A 21,319-nucleotide genomic window follows, 5' to 3' on the forward strand; every position below is an offset into this window, starting at 1 on the left:
ATCGGGAGAAAACGATGCCGGCTCGTTCTGGATATATTGGCGCAATCGTGGCGTTCGCAAGTGTCGCACTGCTCGCGACCTCGGCCCACGCCCAGAAGAAATACGATCCCGGCGCGACCGATAGCGAAATCAAGATCGGCAACATCATGCCGTATAGCGGCCCGGCGTCGTCCTATGGCGTGATCGGCAAGACCGAGGCCGCGTTCTTCAAGATGATCAACGAACAGGGCGGCATCAATGGCCGCAAGATCAACTTCATCAGCTACGACGATGCCTATTCGCCGCCCAAAGCAATCGAACAGGCGCGCAAGCTGGTCGAGAGCGACGAGGTGCTGCTGATCTTCCAGGCGCTCGGTACGCCGTCGAATTCGGCAATCATGAAATACATGAATGCCAAGAAGGTGCCGCAATTGTTCGTCGCCTCCGGCGGCACCAAGTTCGGCGACCCCAAGAACTTTCCCTGGACGATGGGCTTTCAGCCCAACTACCAGAGCGAGGGGCGAATCTATGCGAAACACATTCGCGACAAGTTTCCAAACAGCAAGATCGCGGTGTTCTGGCAAAACGACGACGCCGGCAAGGATCAGTTCAAGGGCTTGAAGGACGGGCTCGGCGACAAGGCGAACATGATCATCGCCGACAAGTCCTACGAGGTCTCCGATCCCTCGATCGATTCGCAGATCGTCGCGCTGCACGATTCCGGTGCCGACATCTTCTTCTCCTGGGCGGCGCCGAAGGGATCGGCGCAGGCGATCCGCAAGGTCGGCGAGCTCGGCTGGAAGCCGAAATTCTTTCTCGCCAACACCGCGACCTCGGTCGCCTCGGTCTTGAAGCCGGCGGGGCTCGAATATTCCAAGGACATCATCTCGACGGCCTATCTGAAGGACCCGACCGATCCGACCTGGGACAAGGATCCCGCGGTGCTGAGCTGGCGCGGCTTCATGGACAAGTATTATCCGGACGGCGACAAGGGCAATGCCAACAACCTCTATGGCTATGTGCAGGCCGAGGCCATGGTGCAGGTGCTGAAGCAGTGCGGTGACAATCTGACGCGCGAGAATGTGATGAAGCAGGCCGCCAATTTGAAGAACTTCCATTCCGACCTGATGCTGCCGGGCGTCATGGTCAATACCTCGCCGGACGATTACTTCCCGATCGAGCAGATGCAATTGATGCGGTTCAACGGCGAAGCGTGGGAGCTGTTCGGCGACGTCATCACCGGCGAGGTCGGGCATGAGGCGACGCGGTAGGGCCCGCGCTCAAGCCAACACACCGCCGTCGTCCCTGCGAAAGCGAAAGCAGGGACCCATAACCACAGACGCGTGTTGTTGAAGCGGGCTGGGGCTCCAGCGCGATGCAACAACAACCATTAGTGGTTATGGGTCCCGGGTCGCGCTTCGCTTGCCCGCGAATTTGTTGCACGGGCCGAGCGCCATGCCGCCGGCGACGCCGACGCCGATCACGTACATCCAGCCTTCGTGAAAATCGGACAAATGCGAGTTGAGCAGCGAGCTCGTAAAGATCGCGGCCCGCGAACAGCCTGGTATGGCTGGTCCACATCGCGCAGAGCAGCAGGATGCCGAGGAGCCCCCACTGGATCGCGACATTGAAGGTCTGGTTGTGCGGATTGTTGATCACCTCGGCCTGCAGGCCGGTCTGTCCTATCGCATCCAGCGTGAACATGTGCCTGATCGAGCCAGTGCCGTGCCCGAGCCATGGCGAGGCAGCGATGAACTTCATCGATTTCCGCCAATACGTCAGGCGCTACGCGGTGGAGGCGATGCCTGAGGTATCCTGCGCGCGATACTCGATGCCGATGTCGGCAATACGTTGCCGCAGATAAGGCGACGTGGTCCAGACCAGCAGGCTCGTCAGCGCAGCGGCGGCGAACAGCAGCCGCGTGGCGCGGCGGGACAAGTGCAGCGGTCCGTATCGATGGCGGCAGTGCCAGGGCCCTCTTGAACCCGCGCCCGCCAGGCGCGTCGGAGTGACCTTGTTTCCCAAAAGTGGGAAAATATCACACGTCAGGCGGAGTGGGATTGTGTCCCACGCAGTGGACGGCTAAAAGTTAGACATGAATGCCAAGGCCCCGAAGTGGAAGGTGGGATCGTCCGCGCCGATCGCCGCAGCGAAGCTGCATGCACCGCTGGCGCGGATGCTGCGCCCGCTGGTGCGGCTTTGTATCCGCGGCGGCATGACATTCCCGGCGCTGACCCAATTGCTGCGCGAGCTCTATGTCAACGTCGCCGAGCACGAGTTCGCGCTCGAGGGCAAGGAGCAGACTGACAGCCGCGTCAGCCTCCTGACCGGCATCCACCGCAAGGAGGTGGCGCGGCTGCGCGGCGCGGGCGCGCCGGTCAATGCGGTGCCGGCGACGCTGTCGCGCACCAGCGCGATCATCGCGCGCTGGCTGGCCGCCCCCGAGTTCACCGACGCGAAGGGCGATCCGTTGCCGCTGCGGCGCGCCGCCGATGGCGGCGCGCCGTCGTTCGAGACGCTGGTCGAATCGATCACCAAGGACGTGCGGCCGCGCGCGGTGCTGGACGAATGGCTCGACCGCAAGCTCGTCACCATCAATGACCGCGACGAGATCATGCTGGTCGAGCAGGCCTTCGTCCCGCATGGCGACGACGACCGCAAATGGCACTATCTCGGCCGCAATTTGCACGACCATGTCGCGGCCGCCGAGATGAATGTGTCGTCGGCGACACCGCGCTTCCTCGAACGTGCGGTGCATTACGATGGACTGTCGGCCAAGCTTGCCAAGCGGCTCGAAGGCCGCTCGTGCGAGCTCGCGATGGAGGCGCTGAAGGTCGCCAACCGCGAGGCCAACCGCGCCTTGGCCAAGGACAAGGGCGGCGATTACCGCTGGAATTTCGGCATCTACATCTATCGCGAGGGCCCCAACGGTCCTGTCGATGACGATTCCGACGAAGGCGGTGCGGCATGAGCAGCCCCAGGCGGGCGCGGTGCGCCTGGTGGCGGCGGCCCGGGTGGCAGTCCGAGTGGCGGCCCTAGCGGGGGACCGTCCCGCGTGCTAGGCGGCGGCCCGTCAAGTAGTAGCGGCCCTGCGCCCGATTCTCTGAGTGGAGGAACGACCAGCCCCGGTCCGGGCGGCTTCGGCTCGTCCGGCGGACCGTTCGGTCCCGGCCGCGGATTCGGTGGCGGCGGGCCGGGCGGTGCATGGGCGGCGGTGGCGGTCGTCGCTGAGCCACAAACGAGATCGGCGCAAGCGAGACCGCTTGCGCCGATGTTCAGATCGATCGTTGTGAGGTGAGGCTTAACCTGCGCTGAGGCGGACGCCGGCGCGGAGGAATTTCTGCGGATCGACCGCTTCGCCGTCGATGCGGGTCTCATAGTGCAGATGCGGACCGGTGGAGCGGCCGGTCGAGCCGACGGCGCCGATCACTTGGCCGATCTTGACGTATTCGCCGACCTTGACGCCGATCTCCGAGAGATGGCCGTAGCGGGTCGACAGCCCATTGCCGTGATCGACCTCGACCATGCGGCCATAGCCGCCGGCCCAGCCCGCCGACACCACCTTGCCGTTGGCAGTGACGCGCACCGGATCGCCCTGCGCGGCGCGGAAGTCGAGGCCGGTGTGCATCGCCGGCCGGCCGAGGAAGGGATCACTGCGAACGCCGAAGCCGCTGGTGAATTCGACCTCGCCCACGACAGGTTTGCGGTAGGGCACCAGCGCCAGCGTCTGGTTCAAGCGCTGCATCTGCGCGCGGTTGATGTTGATGCGGTAGAGCTGGCGCTCGAAGGCGCCGGCGTCGGGCGTGAGCTTCACCGGCACATAGGGGCCGCCCATGCCGGAGCGCGGCACGGCTGCTTCGAGCTGCGACATGTTGAGGCCGAGATCGCTTATCACGCCGCGCATCCGGCGCACCCGCGATTCGATGCCGTCCTCGACCGAGGAGAGTGCGGCGACCTGGCGGCGCTCGACCTGATCGAGCGAGGTCTGCAGACGGACCAGGACATTGTCGACGCCCTGGGCCTTGGCGAACTGGTTCGGCTGCGCCTTGGCGATCAGCGGTGCGCGCGATTCCAGCCGCGCCTCGCGGTCCGGCGGCGCCACGAAGATCACGGTGTCGCTGATCGGGGAGGGCTTTGGCGTGCCGGAGGACGGCGCCGCCTCAGCGCGGCCCTGCGGCTTGATCGAACCGGTTGAGGTGGCATCGGGCATCGCGCCGAGGGCGGTGGCGCGCGATTCCAGCGTCGACTGCCGCTTCAGGATCTGGTCGAGCTTCTGGTCGAACTGCTCCTGGTCGAGCAACTGGCGGCTGGTGGTGCGGTCGACCTTGGCGCGCAGCTCGGAGATGCGGTCCTCATAGGCGTATTGCATCTCGGCCTGGCGCGCGATCAGCCGGGTCAGGACGTCGTCGCGGAACGCGAAGTAGGTCGCGGTCGCCGCCGACCACATGCCGAGCAGAACTACGGTGCCGACCGCGATCCAGAACACGACCGGCCCGAACCGGACCTGCTTGCCGGCATGGACCAGCGTATAGCCCTCGCCGGAGGCCGCCACCGCCGGTGCGGCGTGATGGGCAGCCGGGCGGCGCGCCGGTGCCCGGCCATGGTCCTGGTGATGATGGTGTTTCTGGTGATGACCGGACCGGCTCGACATCGGTACTCCCGCGGCCGGTCGGACCAAGCTCCGTACGGCTAATTTGCGGGGCCGATTTGAGCCCGCCATGGTTAATTTTCAGGAAACGGAACCCCCTCCGGTCAGAGCGTCCGGGCGGCCTCCAATACCGCTTCGGCATGGCCATCGACCTTCACATGGCGCCAGATCCGGGCGACTTTTCCACCGGAATCGACCAGAACCGTGGTACGAATAATTCCCATGAAGGTCCTGCCATACATGGATTTTTCGCCCCAGGCGCCATACGCCTCCAGCATTTGATGGGCGCCGTCCGAGACCAGCGGCACGGACAGCTGGTGTTTGTTTCGAAATGACTCCTGCGCCTTAACCGTATCGGCTGATATGCCGACCACCTCGGTGCCGGCAGCAGTGAACTCGCCCTTCAGCCGGGTGAAGTCGATCGCCTCCCTGGTGCAGCCGGGGGTGTCGGCGCGGGGATAGAAGAACAGCACCAGCTTCTTGCCGGCGAAATCCTTCAGCGACACGCTGCCCCCGCCGTCGCGCGGCAGGTCGAAGCCGGGTGCCGACGCGCCTTCGGCAAGTGTGACGGCGGACGACTTGGTCGCGGTCTTGGTCACGGTCGCGGCCGGCTCCCGCTTTAACGGTTTCGATGCAGCCTTGTGCGAGGCTGTGCCCTGAACTCCCGCTGCGGGTTTGGCCTTTGCTGTTTTGGCCGCAGGCTTTTTCGCAACCGTTGTGCGGGTTTTCGCCGCGGACTTCCCAGTGCTTGCGCTTGCGGCGCGCGCAACCTTTGTTGCGACCCGCTTTCCGGTTGTGTTGGAGGATTTCTTGCGCGTTTTCTTGGACATACGCCTTCCTTTCGTCGCTTTCCGAAGCTCAACCATTGGGGTATTGCGGGTCTTATTCGCGGCGGCCGGATTCGCATCGGCCGCTGGGCAAGTTTGATGGCCACGGAGTATGGTGACAAGGAATTCGACGCGTAACCCGTCCGCTTGCTGAATTGGCTTTTGATTGGTTGGTTTGGTCCGTTCTTTTGGTCCGATCTTGGGGCCATCGGCGAGTAACACGATTAGGCGAGGATAGGCGGCGATGCCGGCACGGGAGCGCTCGATACGAATCGACGGGCGTCCCGATGGCGGCGAGCAGCTTCGCCGTCAGCACCGAGAGGCAATGGCAAGGAAAACGTCGCCGCAGGGTCCAAATCCGCGCGCCGGGGCTGACTTCTCGCAATGGGAAGACGACGCCGCGTGGGACGAGCAGGATGAGGCGGCGGGCAACCGTGCGCGGCAATTGCTGTCGCGTTCCAACACCAACCTGCATCGCTTCACCGATTTCTGTTCCGGCATGCAGCGCTGGCTGCATGGCGAGCGCTGGATCCGTCGCATCGGATTGGTCCTCGTGGTGCTGGTCGTTCTGTTCGCGACCTGCTTCGGCGCATTGTGGTGGCGGCTCGGTGCAGGCCCGATCAATCTCGATCTGGCGACGCCGTGGCTGGCCGCGGCGATCGAAGAGAATATCGGCCACGGCAACACGGTCGAGGTCGGCGGAACCCAGATCGAGCGCGCCGGCCGGGTCAGGATCGCAGTGCGCATCCGCGACATCATCGTCCGCGACCGCGACCATGCGGTGGTTGCCAGCGCGCCGAAAGCCGAAGTGCGGTTGTCCGGAACGGCGCTGCTGATGGGACAGCTGCGGGCGGAGAGCCTCAATCTGGTCGATGCCGAACTGTCGGTGCGCATCACGCCCGACGGCAATGTGACCGTATCCGCCGGCGACACCGCAAAACCGCTGGCGACCGGCGTTGCGTCCAAGCGTGAAGCCGGCCTGCCGCCGACATTCCCGCGTCCGGCGCCCGCAGCGCCGCCGCCGGTGGCCGCGCCGCCGGTTGCGTCCGAGCCCTCGGCGGCCGCACCCGATTCGGCCCAGAGCGGGCTACTTGCCGGGCTCGACTGGCTCGACAGCCTCAGCATGACCGGCCTCGACGGTCAGAACCTCAACGAGATCGGCCTGAAGAACGGCAATCTCGTCGTCGACGACCAGCAGCGCGGCAACAAATGGAGCTTCGAGAATATCAGCCTGAGCCTGCGGCGCCCGAGCGGCGGCGGCGTGGCGCTCAGCTTCGGCGAGGAGGGCGCAAAGCCTGGTCGGTGCGCGTCCTGGTCGGCCCGCAGCAGAACGGCGTGCGCTCGGTCGACATCAAGGCCGACAAGGTGTCCACGCGGAACATCCTGCTCGCGATGCGGACCAAGGATCTCACCTACACCGCCGACCTTCCGCTGTCGGGCGAGATGAAGGGCGAGCTCGGCCGCGACGGCCTGCCGACCTATTTCCGCGGCAAGATCAATGTCGGCGCCGGCAACATCATCGACACCGACACGCCCGACTACCCGATGCCGATCGATTCGGCCGAGATGAGCGTCGAATGGGATTCGGGGCGGCGCGTGCTGCTGGCGCCGATCAAGATCGTCTCGGGCGCCAACCGCATCACGCTGCTCGGGCATCTTGAGCCGCCGAACGATAATGTCACCGACTGGCAGGCTGGACTGTCCGGCGGCACCATCGTGCTCGCCGGCGCCGACAAGAACGAACCGCCGCTGATCTTCAATCGCATCAACGTCGGTTTCCGGTTCGACACCGAGAAGAAGCGGTTGCTGCTGACCCAGGCCGACATCTCCAATGGCGAGATCGGCGTCGCCGGCACCGGCAGCGTCGACTATTCCGGCGAGCCGCGGCTGCAGCTCGGTTTTGCGGGCACGCCGATGTCGGCCTCCGCCCTGAAGCGGATGTGGCCGATCATCATCGTGCCGGAGGTGCGCGAATGGGTGCTCGAGCGGATCGACCGTGGCACGCTCCAGCGCATCGATGTCGGCGTCAATTCGCCGGTGCATAATCTGTCGCGCAAGGGCCCGCCGATCCCGGATGACGGTCTCTCGGTCAACATCGTCGCCTCGGGCGTCACGGTGCGCCCGGTCGATCAGATGCCGGCCGTGCATGATGCGGACCTGAAGGCCAGGGTGACCGGCCGCACCGCGACCGTGACCATCAACCAGGGCATCGCCGACACGCCGGCGGGCCGCAAGATCACGCTGTCGGATTTCACCTTCGAGGTGCCGGACATGGCGCCGAAGCCGTCGCCGTCGAAGGTCAAGTTCCGGGTCGACTGTCCCGTGCCGGCCGCCGCCGAAATCCTCGCGTCCGACCGGCTCAGCGATCTCTCCGGTCCGCCGATCGATCCCAACGCCAGCAAGGGCAATGTCACCGCGACGATCAATCTCGGCATGCCGGTGAAGGGCGAATTGACCAAGGCCGATACGATGTACTCGGTCGCCGCCGACATCACCGGCGTTGCCGTCGACAAACTGGTGATGAACCAGAAGCTCGAGGCCAACACGCTGAAGCTGATTGCTAGCAACGCCGGCTTCCAGGTCAAGGGTGACGTCAAGATCAACGGGCAGGCGGCCTCGCTCGACTATCGCAAGCCGACCGACGGCGATGCCGACGTCAAGCTGCAGGCAACGCTTGACGATGCGAGCCGCGCGCGCCTCGGACTCGATCTCGGTCCTGCCGTGTCGGGTGCGATCCCGATCAAGCTGAACGGTAAGATCGGCAGCGGCGACAATCCCACCACCAAGATGGGCGTCGAGGCCGACCTGACCCAGCTCAAGCTCGACAACATCCTGCCCGGTTGGGTCAAGACGCAGGGCAGGGCCGGCAAGGCGACCTTCAACGTGGTGCCGAAGGGACAATCGACGCGGTTCGAGGACATCTCGATCGAAGGCGCCGGCGTTTCGATCAAGGGCGCGCTCGAGGTCGATCAGAACGGCGATCTCATGAATGCGAACTTCCCGACCTATGCGCCGTCGGAAGGTGACAAGACATCGCTGCGCGCCGATCGCGGTCCGGACGGCGTCATCAAGGTGACGATGCGCGGCGACGTGTTCGATGGCCGCGGATTCCTGAAATCGGCGATCTCCGGCCGCGACAGCGATCCCAAGAGCAAGACCAAGACCACCGATTTCGATGTCGATCTGAAGCTCGGTGCGGTGGCCGGCTTCAACGGCGAGGCGCTGCGCAGCGTCGATGCCAAGATCTCGCGCCGCAACGGGTTCTTCAAGGCGTTCACGCTGAGCGGCAAGGTCGGCCGCGATACGCCCGTTGCTGTCGATATGCGCGGACGCCAGCAGGGCCGCGAGGTGATCTATTTGCAGACCGGCGACGCCGGCGCGTTCCTGCGCTTCATCGACACGTATTCGAAGGTGGTCGGCGGCCAGCTCACGCTCGCGATGGAGCCGCCGATCCCCGAACCGGGGCCCAGGGAAGGTCTCATCAACATCACCGGCTTCTCGGTGAAGGGCGAAACCCAACTCGACCGCGCCGTTGCCGGCGGGCCGGTCAGCACCCAAAACGGTATCGGGTTCGACGCGCTGCGCGCCGAGTTCACCCGCCAGAGCGGCCAGCTGTCGATCCGCAACGGCGTGGTCAAGGGACCGAGCATCGGCGCGACCATCGAAGGCAGCATCGATTATATCGGCAACCAGGTGCGGATGAACGGCACCTTCATTCCGATGTACGGGTTGAACAACATGTTCGGCCAGATCCCGTTCTTCGGGATTTTCCTCGGCGCCGGCAGCAATGAAGGCCTGATCGGCGTGACCTATGAAGTGGTGGGAACACCGAGCGCGCCGGTGCTGCGCGTCAACCCGATCTCGGCGCTGGCGCCCGGCCTGACGCGCAAGATCTTCGAGTTCAAGCAATACGGCCCGAACGACCTGCCGACGACGAACAATTAAGGTCGCGGTCCCGGCGGAGGCGGCAGCGCTCCGATCTGGTGAAGCAGCGCAAACCGGTCGGGCACGCCCCAGTGTTCGACCAGCTTGCCGTCGGCAAATCGACAGATGTCGATGACATCGATGGCGACCGGTTTTCCCGAACGAGGATCAACGCCGGTTGCCTTGCTCCGCGCCCACACCGTATCGCCGGCTTCCACGATTGCCTCGATCGAGAGCTTCAAGTCCCTGATGCTGCGCCGCGCATCCTCGATCTGCGCTTTCAGGATCTGCGGGCCTGGAATATCGGTTTTCGACAGATACTCATGTTCGATCAGCGTCTCGGCGCAGATTTCGTCCGCGACCGTGAGGTCGCCCTGGGAAAAGCCGCGCTCGACGATGGCTTTGAAGCGCTCAAGGTTGGTCGGCATGTTCATTGCTCCAGCTCTCGGGCCGGCGACGGCGATGCCAAGCGCAACGCCGCCGAGTTCGCGCCGCGTCATTCTCGCTGTCATGCTGGCCTCCCGCGAAAGGCGGACCTTGCGGGACGCGTGATCGAAAGCGCTTGTAAATTTTGGTCATCAGCCGGGGAAAAAGACGTTGTCCCAATCACCGGTGAGGCTGCTTGGCGGCAAGCCGGCGAAAGCGTGGCATTCGCGGATGAAATGGGCCTGATCGAAATAGCCGAGTTCGTGGACAATGTCGGTCCAGGAGCGGTTCGGCGCATCGCGGCGGGCGACCAGCGCCCGGTCGAAGCGGATCGTTCGCGCAAACAGTTTGGGCGTCATTCCGACCTGCGCCGCAAAACGACGCTGGAACTGGCTGGTGCTGAGGTCGGAATATGCAACGAGGTCCTCGATCCGCGTGCGTCCCTGGACGCTGATCATCCGGCGTGACGCGGCGGCGATTGCGCAGTCTGGGCCGCGCTTCTCCAGCATAGCCTCGGCCCAGCGTTCGGCCGCGGCGACGCGCAGGTCGAAATCAGGCGCCATGCGTACGGCATCGCCAAGCGACGTGGCGGATTTGCCGAGCACGTCGCAGGCTGCCGGGTCCTGATTGACCAGGGTGGTCATGTCGATCCCGACCAAGCGGTTCAAGCCGGTCGGTTGAAACAGGATGTTGAAGACATGCACCGAGCCCGACAGGCAAACATGCGCGCGGCGATAGGTTTGCGGTCCGACCACGCCCACGTCCGGCGTCGTGCAGGCCTCGCCGCCGTCGATGCGCACGCGATATGGCTCAGCTAGGTGGATATCCAGGATTTGATGCGGCCGTGCGGCGACCGGCCAGGCCAGCACGGCGCTCCCCAATTCGACGCGCCTTTCCTCGAACGAGCGCAGGACACCGCGAAGTTTCGGATGGGGTAACGCCCGTTTGATATCCATTGAGGACCTCGGCGGGTGGAAGCCTAGATCGAGCCGACACCCGCGACAATATCCGTCTCATCGGCACCCGGCGCAATTTGCTGCGTGCGCCCAGAACGGTGGACCTGCGCTCATCCGCAAATCTGCTTCCAAGGCAGGCGGAGATTGGGAGCCGTCATCGTCAGCTTTTGACCTTCCAGATGTCTCTGGTTCGGGAACTTGCAAGGCGGGTTTCTGTCCACAACCATCGGAGGCGGGCGCCCCAAGCCGTCCGCTGTCTGGATGACGTTCGCGCAGGAACCTTGCTCCATCTGGGATGTTGGAGAGCAATTCAACAACTCAGGAGGAGCTCTCATGAGGACACTGTTAATGGCTGGTGTGCTGGCGGTTGCTGGTTTCGCTATGGCGACGCCGATCTCCATTGCACCCGCATCAGCTCAGGTTGCCGTCGATACGCCGCTCGGCGGCGTAAGAGTGGGTCCGGAGCACCGTTACGATCGAGACTATGATCGACGCGCTTATCGCGCGTACGATTATGATCGCGGATATCGCGGATGCCGCACCGTCACGGTCGAGCGTGACGACGGTTCGGTCCGCAGGATCCGTCGTTGCGACTAATAGTACCGGACTAGAGGATCGGCTCTCGCAACCAAGCAATTGGCAGCCGTCCACTCAAGACCGCTTCAGTTAGCGGCCTCTTCATTTCGCGAATGCCGCCTGCCCAAGGCCGACATGCATTCATGTCGGCCTTTGCGCCGCCGCCGCCTTCCTCGGGCAGCGGACGCACTCGTCCGAGCTCAGCGCCGCAGCGCCGGCACCACCAGGAACGGGATCAGGCCGAGCACGACATTGACCAGCGCGAAGGCGATCAGCGGATTGTAGCTGTGGGTCCAGTCATGGATCAGGCCGCCGCCCCAGGAGCCGAGCGCGGAGCCGAGGCCGCTGCCGATCATGATGGTGCCGTAGATCGTGCCGACGCGCTCGCCGCGGAAGATCTTCAGCGCGGTCGCGGTGATCAGCGGACCGCGCGAGCCGATCATGCTGCCGAAGCAGATCACGAAACCGGTGAGCAGCCAGTAGTTCGGGTACCATTGCAGCAGCCAGAGCAGGATGATGCCTGCTATCGAGACGCCGTAGCTGAACAGCACCGAGGGCCGGCGGCCGATGATGCCGTCGAGGGTGGAGACGCCGAGCATGCCGACGAACAGTGCGACGCCGGAGAAGCCCCAGGCGGTGGCGGCCTGCAGCGGCGGAAAGCCGACGTCGATCAAATAGGCGACGATCTGCGCCGTCAGCGCATACATCGCGATCGCGGTGAAGAAGAAGGTCGAGAACAGCGCCCAGAAGGCGTGATGGCGCATCGCGGCAAGCAGCGTCCAGCCTTCGTCGATCAGGCCGGTCTCGACCTTCTTGACGATGTGCGGCGATCCGCCGGCGAGCGTGCGCCACGGCAGAAAGACCAGCGGAACGAGGAGGCCGAGCGCACTGACGCCGAACACCTGATAGGCCTCGCGCCAACCGATCCGGTCGATCAGCACCTGTGACAGCGGCAGCAGCACCAAGAGGCCGGCGCCGGTCGCCGAATACATCACGGCCATCGCGGTCGGCAATCGCGGCCCGAACCAGCGGCCGAGCAGGATCGAGTTCGAAACATTGCCGATCAGCGCGGTGCCGAAGCCGACGCAGAGGCCGACGCTGAGCTGGAATTGCCAGAGCTGCTGCGCGCGCGACGCGATCAGGAATGCGCAGCCGAGCAGCGCCAGACCCAGCGCATAGACCACGCGCGGACCCGAGCGGTCGAACAGCCGCCCGACCAGCGGCGCGGTCAGGCCGCTGGCGAGCCAGGTCAGCGAATAGACCGACACCACAGAGGCGCGGTCCCAGCCGAAATTTTCCGAGATCGGTTTGAGGAACACCGTGAAGCTGTCGCTGAGGCCGCGTCCGAGCACCGAGAGCACGAAGCAGAGCGCGAGCACGTTCAGCGCGAAGCGCGACTGTTTCGCCGGCGCGGAAAGCGTGTCGTTCGGAGACGTGGTCTGCTGATCCATCGGAAAGCAGGGAGCGCGCTTTCGGCACTCCCTACAACCGACAAAAGCGAATGCGCCTATGCAGGCTTCAGCAGGACATGCCGCTTCTTGCCGAGCGACAACTTCACCACGCCTTCCGGCGTGAGATTGGCTGGCGTCAGCAGCATCTTCTCGTCGGTGACGGCAGCGTCGTTGACGCGCAGTCCGCCGCCCTTGATCTGCCGCCGCGCTTCGCCGTTGGAGGCGACGAGCTCGGCCTTGACGAAGGCGACGAGCACGCCGACGCCGGCTTCGAACTCGCCGCGCGGAATTTCCACCGTCGGCAAGGTTTCGGCCAGCGCGCCTTCCTCGAAGGTGCGGCGCGCGGTCTCGGCAGCCTCATTGGCCGCGTCGCGGCCGTGGAGTAGGGCAGTCGCTTCGGTTGCCAGCACCTTCTTGGCTTCGTTGATCTCGCCGCCCGCCAGCGCCGCGAGCTTGTTGATCTCGCTGATCGGCAGGATGGTGAACAGCTTGAGGAACTTGACGACGTCGGCGTCCTCGACGTTGCGCCAGTACTGCCAGAAGTCATACGGCGAGAACTGGTCGGCGTTGAGCCACACCGCGCCCTTGGCGGTCTTGCCCATCTTGTCGCCGGAGGCGGTGGTCAGCAGCGGCGTGGTCAGCGCGAATAGTTGCGGCGTGCCCATGCGGCGGCCGAGATCGACGCCGTTGACGATGTTGCCCCACTGGTCGGAGCCGCCCATCTGCAGCCGGCAGCCGGCGCGGCGCGAGAGCTCGACGAAGTCGTAGGCCTGGCAGACCATGTAGTTGAACTCGATGAAGCTCATCTCCTGCTCGCGCTCGAGCCGGAGCCGCACCGAATCCATCGTCAGCATGCGGTTGACCGAGAAGTGCCGGCCGATGTCGCGTAGCATCTCGATCCAGTTCAATTTCGTCAGCCACTCGGCGTTGTCGAGCATGATGCGTCGGATTGCCCGTCGCCATAGCGCAGCACCTTGGCGAACACGCCGCGGATCGAGGCCTTGTTGGCTTCGATCTCCGCGACCGTGCGCATCGCGCGCGTCTCGTCCTTGCCGGAGGGGTCGCCGACCATCGTGGTACCGCCGCCCATCAGCGTGATCGGCTTGTTGCCGCTCTGCTGCAGCCAGTACAGCATCATCATGGTGAGGAAGTTGCCGATGTGCAGCGACGGTGCGGTGCAGTCGTAGCCTACATAGGCGGTAGCCTCGCCCTTCGCGGCCAGCGCGTCGAGGCCCTCGAAATCGGAGCACTGGTGAACGAAGCCGCGTTCCTGTAGAGTATTCAGGAAATCCGATTTAAATGCAGTCATTTGTCGGCGAGCCAGATCATTCTTGTTTTACGGTTTTTGCATCTATTTGCGGAACCCTGATGCTTGAGGCTGCCGCAGGCGGACGCGCAGTGGCATTATAGGATGTACTTGTTTGAGACAAGCCGGGGGTTCCCGGCTGGGGCGCTTCCAAGATGATGTTAACGGCACTCGGTCTGATGAGCGGGACCTCGCTCGATGGGGTCGACGTGGCACTGATCGAGACCGATGGCCGCCAGATCAAGGCCTTTGGGCCGTCCGGCTATCGTCCCTATACCGACGGCGAGCGCAGCCTGCTGCGCCAGGCGCTGACCGAGGCCGTTCATCTGTCGCAGCGCGACGCCCGGCCGGGGATTTTGCGACAGGCCGAGCAGGCCGTGACCAGGGCCCATGCCGAGGCGGTCGCCAGCTTTTCGGCGCAGCACCGGATTTCTCCCCAGGAGATCGACATCGTCGGGTTCCATGGCCAGACCGTGCTGCATCGCCCCGAGCGGAAGCTGACGGTGCAGATCGGCGATGCCCTGGCGCTCGCCAAGGCGATCCACATTCCCGTGATGCATGATTTCCGCGCCGCCGATGTCGAGGCAGGCGGGCAGGGCGCGCCGTTCGTGCCGGTCTACCACCGCGCGCTGGCGCAATCGCTGAACCGCGAGGGCCCGATCGTCGTGGTCAATATCGGCGGTGTTTCCAACATTACATATATCGATGGCCTGGACACGTTGATCGCCTGCGACACCGGGCCGGGCAATGCGCTGCTTGACGACTTCATGTTCCGCCAGATGCATCAGCCGTTCGATACCGCCGGCAAGTTCGCGGCGCTCGGCAAGCCGGACGAAGCCTGGATCGCGCAGGCGCTCAAGCTGCCGTTCTTCTCGGTTCCACCGCCGAAATCGCTCGACCGCAACGACTTTGCCGGCCTGAAGCTCGGCGCCGTGGCGCCGGCCGATGGCGCTGCGACGTTGACCGCATTCACCGCGGCCGCGATCGCCCGCGTCGTGCCGCTGCTGCCGAAGCGGCCGAAGAGCTGGATCATCTGCGGCGGCGGCGCCTCCAACCTGACAATGCTGCGGATGCTGCGCGACCGCCTGGCGCCGGCGACCGTCGAGCCCGCCGAAGCGCTCGGCTGGGCGGCGGACGCGATCGAGGCGCAGGCGTTCGGCTTCCTCGCCGCACGCGGCATGAAGGGGCTGCCGCTGAGCTACCCCGCCACCACGGGGGTGCCGATCCCGATGACCGGGGGCATCATCGCGCGACCGTGATTTAGATGCAAATGCATCTACCTTGACAGTTCCATGCTGTTGCATTTAATTCGATGCAGTTGCATTGAACGCGAGGTTTGTCATGGCCGCCCTGAAGCTGATCAGCCACAAGCTCTGTCCCTATGTGCAACGCGCGGTGATCGCGCTGCAGGAGAAGGGCGTGCCGTTCGAGCGGATCGACATCGATCTCGCCAACAAGCCCGACTGGTTCCTGAAGATCTCGCCGCTCGGCAAGGTGCCGGTGCTGGTGGTGACCGGTGACGACGGCAAGGAGGTCGCGCTGTTCGAGAGCAACGTGATCTGCGAGTACATCGAGGAGACGCAAGCCGGCGCGAAGCTGCATCCGCAGGATGCGCTCACCCGCGCCGAGCATCGCGCCTGGATGGAGTTCGGCTCGGCCATTCTCGGCGACCTCTGGGGGCTCGAGACCGCAACTGATGCGGCGGCCTTCGAGGGCAAGCGGCAGGCGGTCGCCGCGAAATTCGCGCGCGTGGAGGCTGCGCTTGGCGCCGGGCCGTTCTTCGCCGGTGAGCGCTTCAGCCTAGTCGATGCGGTGTTCGCGCCGATCTTCCGCTACTTCGATCTGTTCGACCAACTGACCGATCTCGCTGTCTTTACGCATACGCCGAAGCTGCGCGCCTGGCGTAGCGCGCTGGCGCAGCGGCCGAGCGTGCACAGCGCGGTGTCGCCGGACTACCCGGCACTGCTGCACGCGTTCCTGGTCGGCCACCGCGCGCACATGCTGAAGCTGGCCGCGTAAGCGCCATGTCGCACTCGGTTGCCTGGATCGCGCTCGTCGTCGCCGGTCTGCTGGATGTCGGCTGGGCGATTTCGATGAAATATGCCGAAGGCTACACACGGCTCGGCTGGAGCCTGGTCTCGCTGGTGCTGCTCGCGGCCTTCGTGTTCCTGCTCGGCCGCGCGCTGCAGGTGCTCGGTGTCGGCGTCGCCTATACGGTATGGACGGGCATCGGCGCGGCGGGCACGCTGACCATGGGCGTGCTGCTGTTCAGCGAGGCGCTGAACCCAATGAAAGTCGTGGGAATCGCGTTCGTGCTGATCGGGATCGCCGCGCTGAAGCTGGCGCCGGAGTAGGGATGCGTAGCCCGGATGAAGCGAAGCGCAATCCGGGGCTCTTGCTATCAGCGGTGAGAGTGGTCCCGGATTTCGCTGCGCTCCATGCGGGCTACAAAATCGGCGCCCAGTGTGAGCCCTACTTCGTAGGATGGGTGGAGCGAAGCGATACCCATCAACTTGCTGCCGCGTAGCGCGACTATGGGTATCGCTTCGCTCCACCTATCCTACAAGAGCGTCAGCGCACGTTGGCGAGACGCATGTCGAGATAGCCGGTCACCGTCTCCATCAGCGGCTCGAGCTTGCCGTCGAAGAAGTGGTTGGCTCCGGGGATGACCTGCTGGTCGATCACGATGCCCTTCTGCGTCTTCAGCTTCTCGACCAGCGTGTTGACGTCCTTGGGCGGCACCACCGCATCCTTGTCGCCGTGCACGATCAGGCCCGACGACGGGCAGGGCGCGAGGAACGAGAAGTCGTAGAGATTGGCGGGCGGCGCGATCGAGATGAAGCCCTCGACCTCCGGCCGGCGCATCAGGAGCTGCATGCCGATCCATGCGCCGAACGAGAAGCCCGCGACCCAGCAGGCGCGCGCCTCGGGATTGATCGCCTGCGCCCAGTCGAGCGCGCTCGCGGCATCGGACAATTCGCCGGTGCCGTGATCGAACGAGCCCTGGCTGCGGCCGACGCCACGGAAGTTGAAGCGCAGCACCGAGAAGCCGCGATGCGCAAACGCGTAATAGCACTGGTAGACGATCTGGTGATTCATCGTGCCGTGGAACTGCGGATGCGGATGCAGGATCATCGCAATCGGCGCGTTCTTCTGCTTGGCCGGATGATAGCGGCCTTCGAGACGGCCAGCAGGGCCGGTGAAAATGACTTCAGGCATTGTGTTCCCTTGATTGACGCGTTCCCTTGATTGACGTCGATCAATCAACCGGTTGGAGCCATCTTCAGCGACGGGGCGCGAACAGGGCGGCTCATGATGAAATCGGCACAGGCGCCGCCGGGCGGCACGCTGGAGGGCCTTCTAGCATGACGCAAGGGGCAAAAATCAAGGAAATTGTGCCGCTTGGCCGGCGTGAATCCGCGCGGCGCCGCGCGATCCGGATCAACACGCCGAATTGTTCTTTGGCTACCTGAAGTTTTGGTTTGTCACATTGCTATCGCGCTCGCCGCAAACGGATGTCTTGCCTGGCAACACAGGTGAGGTTTCGGTGCGCGTGAAAAATCTCTCGCACCACACACTCTGATCTGGTCTCGCTGCCCGACTGTCGTTATGTCGCATTGGAAGGTCGCAACCACGGTGGTTGCGGCGGACAAGCCCGATGACCGATCGCGTCTATCTCGACTGGAATGCCACGACGCCGCTTCGCCAGGAAGCGAAAGCGGCGATGGCTGCGGCGTGGGAGTTGAGCGGCAACCCGTCCTCGGTGCACAGCGAGGGACGCCGTGCGCGCCGGCTGGTCGAGGATGCCCGCAATGCGGTGGCGAAGGCGGTCGGCGGCCGGCCGCAAGACGTCGTATTTGTCTCCGGCGGGACCGAGGCCAATGCGCTTGCCTTGACGCCGGGAATGCGCCGCGCTGCGGGTGCGCCGGTCGCGCGGCTCCTGGTGTCCGCGATCGAGCATGCGTCCGTCCTCGCGGGCGGGCGGTTTTCGCGTGAAGCGATCGGCACCGTCAATGTCACGCGCGCCGGGGTGATCGATCTCGATCATCTGCGCGCGCTGCTGGCGGATGGCCCGCCCGCGCTGGTCTCGGTGATGCTGGCTAACAACGAGACTGGCGCCATCCAGCCGGTGGCCGATGTCGCCGCGATCGTGCACGCGGCCGGCGGCCTGCTGCACGTCGATGCGATCCAGGCGTTCGGCAAGATCCCGTTCGACGTCGCTTCAACCCGGGCCGATCTCGTGACGCTGTCGGCGCACAAGATCGGCGGACCGAAGGGCACCGGCGCACTGGCGCTTGCCGAAGGCATCGAAGGACTGGAAGCGTCGCTGCGCGGCGGCGGGCAGGAGCTCGGGCGACGGGCAGGGACCGAGAACGTCGCGGGGATCGCGGGCTTTGGAGCGGCCGTGAAGGCCGCGATGGCGGCGTTGAAGGCCGACGCCGCCCGCGTCAGGGGGCTGCGCGACCGGCTCGAGCACGGGCTGCGGCAGACGCCTGATGTGCTGGTGTTCTCCGATGACGTCAAGCGGTTGCCGAATACCGTTCTTTTCGCCGCGCCGGGGATGAAGGCCGAAACGGCCGTGATCGGGTTCGACCTCGGGGGGGTAGCGGTGTCCTCCGGTTCCGCCTGTTCGTCGGGCAAGGTCCAGCCGTCCCATGTCCTGGAGGCAATGGGATACCGTTCGGAGGTGTCCCAAGGAGCGGTGCGGCTCAGTCTTGGCTGGTCTACCACGGAGACAGACGTGGATTTGACCCTCAAGGCTTGGCGAAAGCTCGCCGATACCTTAGTTAAGGGGGAACGACGAAACACAGCTTGAACTGTTCTAAGCTGATTTCGTCCTCAAAGCATCGTAAGAGATTTTCGGAACTGAGATCCACCGCGGTCCTTGAAACCGCGAGCGGAGGATATGAATGCCTGCTGTACAAGAGACGGTCGAGCGCGTCCGGCGCATCGACGTCGACCAGTATCGATATGGGTTTGAGACGCAGATCGAGTCCGACAAGGCCCCGAAGGGACTGTCGGAAGACACCGTCCGCTTCATCTCAGCAAAGAAGAATGAACCGGCCTGGATGCTGGAATGGCGCCTGGAGGCGTATCGCCGCTGGCTGACCATGACGGAGCCGACCTGGGCGCGCGTCGACTATCCGAAGATCGACTACCAGGACATCTACTATTACGCGGCGCCGAAGCCGAAGAAGACGCTGTCCTCGATCGACGAGATCGATCCGGAAATCCTCAAGACCTATGAGAAACTCGGCATCCCGCTGCGCGAGGTCGCGATCCTCGAGGGCGTCGAGCCCCCGCCGGGCGGACCGCCGTCTGCCAACCGCAAGATCGCGGTCGATGCCGTGTTCGATTCGGTCTCGGTTGCGACCACCTTCCAGAAGGAGCTGAAGGCGGCCGGCGTAATCTTCATGCCGATCTCGGAGGCGATCCGCGAGCATCCCGAGTTGGTGCAAAAGTATCTCGGCACTGTCGTGCCGACCTCGGACAACTACTTCGCGACGCTGAATTCGGCAGTGTTCTCGGACGGCTCGTTCGTCTACGTGCCGCCGGGCGTGCGCTGCCCGATGGAGCTGTCGACCTATTTCCGCATCAACGAGCGCAACACCGGCCAGTTCGAGCGCACGCTGATCATCGCCGACAAGGGCTCCTACGTCTCCTACCTCGAAGGCTGCACCGCGCCGCAGCGCGATGAGAACCAGCTGCACGCAGCCGTGGTCGAACTCGTCACGCTCGATGACGCCGAGATCAAGTATTCGACGGTGCAGAACTGGTACCCCGGCAATTCCGAAGGCAAGGGCGGCATCTACAATTTCGTCACCAAGCGTGGCGACTGCCGCGGCAAGAATTCCAAGATCTCCTGGACCCAGGTCGAGACCGGTTCGGCGATCACCTGGAAGTATCCGAGCTGCATCCTGCGCGGCGACAATTCGAGCGGCGAGTTCTACTCGATCGCGATCTCGAACGGTTTCCAGCAGGTCGATAGCGGCACCAAGATGATCCACCTCGGCAAGAACACGTCGAGCCGGATCATCTCCAAGGGCATCGCCGCCGGCAAGTCGCAGAACACCTATCGCGGCCTCGTCAGCGCCCATCGCAAGGCGACCGGCGCGCGCAACTACACCGCCTGCGACTCGCTTCTGATCGGTGACAAATGCGGCGCTCACACCGTGCCCTATGTCGAGGCCAAGAATTCCTCGGCGACGTTCGAGCATGAAGCGACGACGTCGAAGATTTCCGAGGACGTGCTGTTCTACTGCATCCAGCGCGGGCTCTCGCAGGAGGAAGCCGTCGGCCTCGTCGTCAACGGCTTCGTGAAGGACGTGCTGCAGCAACTGCCGATGGAGTTCGCGGTGGAAGCGCAAAAGCTGATCTCGATCAGCCTTGAAGGTTCGGTTGGCTAATCCATCCCGCTTGCGGGCGCGGCCGACGCGCCCTCGCGGATGATGCTCAGGAAAAATCAGATGTCTTTGCTGGAAGTGAAAGATCTGCAGGTTCGTGTCGAGGAGCGTGAGATCCTCCACGGGCTGTCGCTCACGGTGAACCCGGGCGAGGTGCACGCGATCATGGGGCCGAACGGCTCCGGCAAATCGACGCTGTCGCACGTCATCGCCGGCAAGCCGGGCTATGAAGTCACCGGCGGCCAGATCCTGTTCAGGGGCGAGGACCTCCTGGAGATGGAGCCGAACGAGCGCGCCGCCAAGGGCGTGTTCCTGGCGTTCCAGTATCCGGTCGAGATCCCCGGCGTGACCACCTGGAACTTCCTGCACGCGGCGCTCAACGCCCAGCGCAAGGCGCGCGGCGAGGACGAGATCTCGTCGCCGGCCTTCCTCAAGAAGGTCCGCGAAGTCGCCAAGTCGCTGAACATTCCGCAGGACATGCTGAAGCGCGGCGTTAATGTCGGCTTCTCCGGCGGCGAGAAGAAGCGCAACGAGATACTGCAGATGGCGCTGTTCGAGCCGGCCGTCTGCATCCTCGACGAAATGGATTCCGGCCTCGACATCGACGCGCTGCGGATCGCGGCCGACGGCGTCAACGCGCTGCGCTCGCCGGAGCGCGCGATGGTCGTGATCACCCACTACCAGCGGCTGCTCAACTACATCGTGCCTGATTTCGTGCACGTGATGTCGAAGGGCCGGGTGGTGAAGAGCGGCGGCAAGGAACTGGCGCTGGAGCTGGAAGAGTCCGGCTACGCGCAGTTCGAAGACGCCGCCTGACAAATA

General features: G+C 64.4%; 17 protein-coding genes and 2 pseudogenes. 10 read left to right on the forward strand and 9 right to left on the reverse strand.

Features of this window, described 5'->3' with window-relative positions:
* The first annotated feature begins 14 nt into the window (after positions 1-14).
* A complete protein-coding gene (locus tag AKN84_RS08155; RefSeq protein WP_050420237.1) occupies positions 15-1,250 on the forward strand; it encodes an ABC transporter substrate-binding protein in 1,236 nt (411 codons plus the stop codon).
* On the opposite strand, the gene AKN84_RS44720 is transcribed toward AKN84_RS08155, so the two are convergent.
* Both AKN84_RS44720 and AKN84_RS50605 read right to left on the reverse strand, forming a co-directional pair.
* Entirely contained in the window at positions 1,216-1,740 is a 525-nt protein-coding gene (locus AKN84_RS44720) for a hypothetical protein (protein ID WP_430649894.1), read from the reverse strand. The two genes, AKN84_RS08155 and AKN84_RS44720, sit on opposite strands and share 35 nt — an antisense overlap.
* Before the next feature lie 24 nt (positions 1,741-1,764).
* Complete coding sequence (locus AKN84_RS50605; RefSeq protein ID WP_430649895.1) at positions 1,765-1,917, reverse strand: hypothetical protein; 153 nt, start codon at positions 1,915-1,917, stop codon at positions 1,765-1,767.
* 157 nt (positions 1,918-2,074) lie between these two features.
* Between AKN84_RS50605 and AKN84_RS08160 the strand changes: the two genes are divergently transcribed.
* Positions 2,075-2,950, forward strand: a complete 876-nt coding sequence (locus AKN84_RS08160; protein WP_050420238.1) for a DUF6502 family protein — start codon at positions 2,075-2,077, stop codon at positions 2,948-2,950.
* 330 nt (positions 2,951-3,280) lie between these two features.
* On the opposite strand, the gene AKN84_RS08165 is transcribed toward AKN84_RS08160, so the two are convergent.
* The gene (locus tag AKN84_RS08165; protein WP_050420239.1) at positions 3,281-4,630 is read right to left on the reverse strand and encodes a M23 family metallopeptidase; all 1,350 of its coding nucleotides are present in this window, start codon (positions 4,628-4,630) and stop codon (positions 3,281-3,283) included.
* A gap of 101 nt (positions 4,631-4,731) precedes the next feature.
* Complete coding sequence (locus AKN84_RS08170) at positions 4,732-5,676, reverse strand: peroxiredoxin (protein WP_347337308.1); 945 nt, start codon at positions 5,674-5,676, stop codon at positions 4,732-4,734.
* A gap of 22 nt (positions 5,677-5,698) precedes the next feature.
* Here AKN84_RS08170 and AKN84_RS08180 point away from each other — a divergent pair.
* Positions 5,699-9,399: pseudogene (locus AKN84_RS08180) on the forward strand (YhdP family protein).
* Here AKN84_RS08180 and AKN84_RS08185 read toward each other — a convergent pair.
* On the reverse strand, positions 9,396-9,890 hold the full coding sequence (locus AKN84_RS08185) for an ester cyclase (protein WP_128970540.1): 495 nt from the start codon (positions 9,888-9,890) through the stop codon (positions 9,396-9,398). The pseudogene AKN84_RS08180 and the gene AKN84_RS08185 sit on opposite strands and share 4 nt — an antisense overlap.
* A 66-nt stretch (positions 9,891-9,956) precedes the next feature.
* Positions 9,957-10,760, reverse strand: coding sequence for a helix-turn-helix domain-containing protein (locus AKN84_RS08190; RefSeq protein ID WP_050420243.1), 804 nt, complete (start codon positions 10,758-10,760; stop codon positions 9,957-9,959).
* Positions 10,761-11,093: 333 nt separating this feature from the next.
* Between AKN84_RS08190 and AKN84_RS44730 the strand changes: the two genes are divergently transcribed.
* Positions 11,094-11,357 carry a hypothetical protein gene (locus tag AKN84_RS44730; protein ID WP_128970541.1) on the forward strand — a complete coding sequence of 88 codons (264 nt, stop codon included), beginning with the start codon at positions 11,094-11,096 and terminating at the stop codon, positions 11,355-11,357.
* A 179-nt stretch (positions 11,358-11,536) separates the two neighbouring features.
* On the opposite strand, the gene AKN84_RS08195 is transcribed toward AKN84_RS44730, so the two are convergent.
* Positions 11,537-12,787 carry an MFS transporter gene (locus AKN84_RS08195; RefSeq protein ID WP_050420244.1) on the reverse strand — a complete coding sequence of 417 codons (1,251 nt, stop codon included), beginning with the start codon at positions 12,785-12,787 and terminating at the stop codon, positions 11,537-11,539.
* Between the two features lie 56 nt (positions 12,788-12,843).
* Positions 12,844-14,096: pseudogene (gene tyrS / locus AKN84_RS08200) on the reverse strand (tyrosine--tRNA ligase).
* A gap of 152 nt (positions 14,097-14,248) precedes the next feature.
* On the opposite strand from tyrS, the gene AKN84_RS08205 reads away from it, so the two are divergent.
* The 3 genes from AKN84_RS08205 to AKN84_RS08215 all read left to right on the forward strand — a co-directional run bounded on the left by AKN84_RS08205 (position 14,249) and on the right by AKN84_RS08215 (position 16,447).
* On the forward strand, positions 14,249-15,352 hold the full coding sequence (locus tag AKN84_RS08205) for an anhydro-N-acetylmuramic acid kinase (protein ID WP_050420245.1): 1,104 nt from the start codon (positions 14,249-14,251) through the stop codon (positions 15,350-15,352).
* Positions 15,353-15,434: 82 nt separating this feature from the next.
* Positions 15,435-16,112: a glutathione S-transferase family protein gene (locus AKN84_RS08210; RefSeq protein WP_050420246.1), complete on the forward strand. Its 678-nt coding sequence runs from the start codon at positions 15,435-15,437 to the stop codon at positions 16,110-16,112.
* A 5-nt stretch (positions 16,113-16,117) separates the two neighbouring features.
* The gene (locus tag AKN84_RS08215; RefSeq protein ID WP_050420247.1) at positions 16,118-16,447 is read left to right on the forward strand and encodes a DMT family transporter; all 330 of its coding nucleotides are present in this window, start codon (positions 16,118-16,120) and stop codon (positions 16,445-16,447) included.
* A 217-nt stretch (positions 16,448-16,664) separates the two neighbouring features.
* Here the strand turns inward: AKN84_RS08215 and AKN84_RS08220 are convergent, their stop codons facing one another.
* The gene (locus AKN84_RS08220; RefSeq protein WP_016843213.1) at positions 16,665-17,312 is read right to left on the reverse strand and encodes an alpha/beta hydrolase; all 648 of its coding nucleotides are present in this window, start codon (positions 17,310-17,312) and stop codon (positions 16,665-16,667) included.
* Positions 17,313-17,751: 439 nt separating this feature from the next.
* Here AKN84_RS08220 and AKN84_RS08225 point away from each other — a divergent pair, with 439 nt between their 5' ends.
* From AKN84_RS08225 to sufC, 3 genes are all read left to right on the forward strand, one after another.
* Positions 17,752-18,909, forward strand: a complete 1,158-nt coding sequence (locus AKN84_RS08225; protein ID WP_050420248.1) for a cysteine desulfurase family protein — start codon at positions 17,752-17,754, stop codon at positions 18,907-18,909.
* Positions 18,910-19,003: 94 nt separating this feature from the next.
* Positions 19,004-20,500, forward strand: a complete 1,497-nt coding sequence (gene sufB / locus AKN84_RS08230) for a Fe-S cluster assembly protein SufB (protein WP_050420250.1) — start codon at positions 19,004-19,006, stop codon at positions 20,498-20,500.
* 60 nt (positions 20,501-20,560) lie between these two features.
* Complete coding sequence (gene sufC / locus AKN84_RS08235; protein ID WP_028332213.1) at positions 20,561-21,313, forward strand: Fe-S cluster assembly ATPase SufC; 753 nt, start codon at positions 20,561-20,563, stop codon at positions 21,311-21,313.
* The last annotated feature ends 6 nt before the right edge of the window (positions 21,314-21,319 follow it).

Origin of the sequence: Bradyrhizobium tropiciagri, assembly GCF_001189845.1 — a bacterium.
GTDB classification, from domain to species: Bacteria; Pseudomonadota; Alphaproteobacteria; order Rhizobiales; family Xanthobacteraceae; genus Bradyrhizobium; species Bradyrhizobium tropiciagri.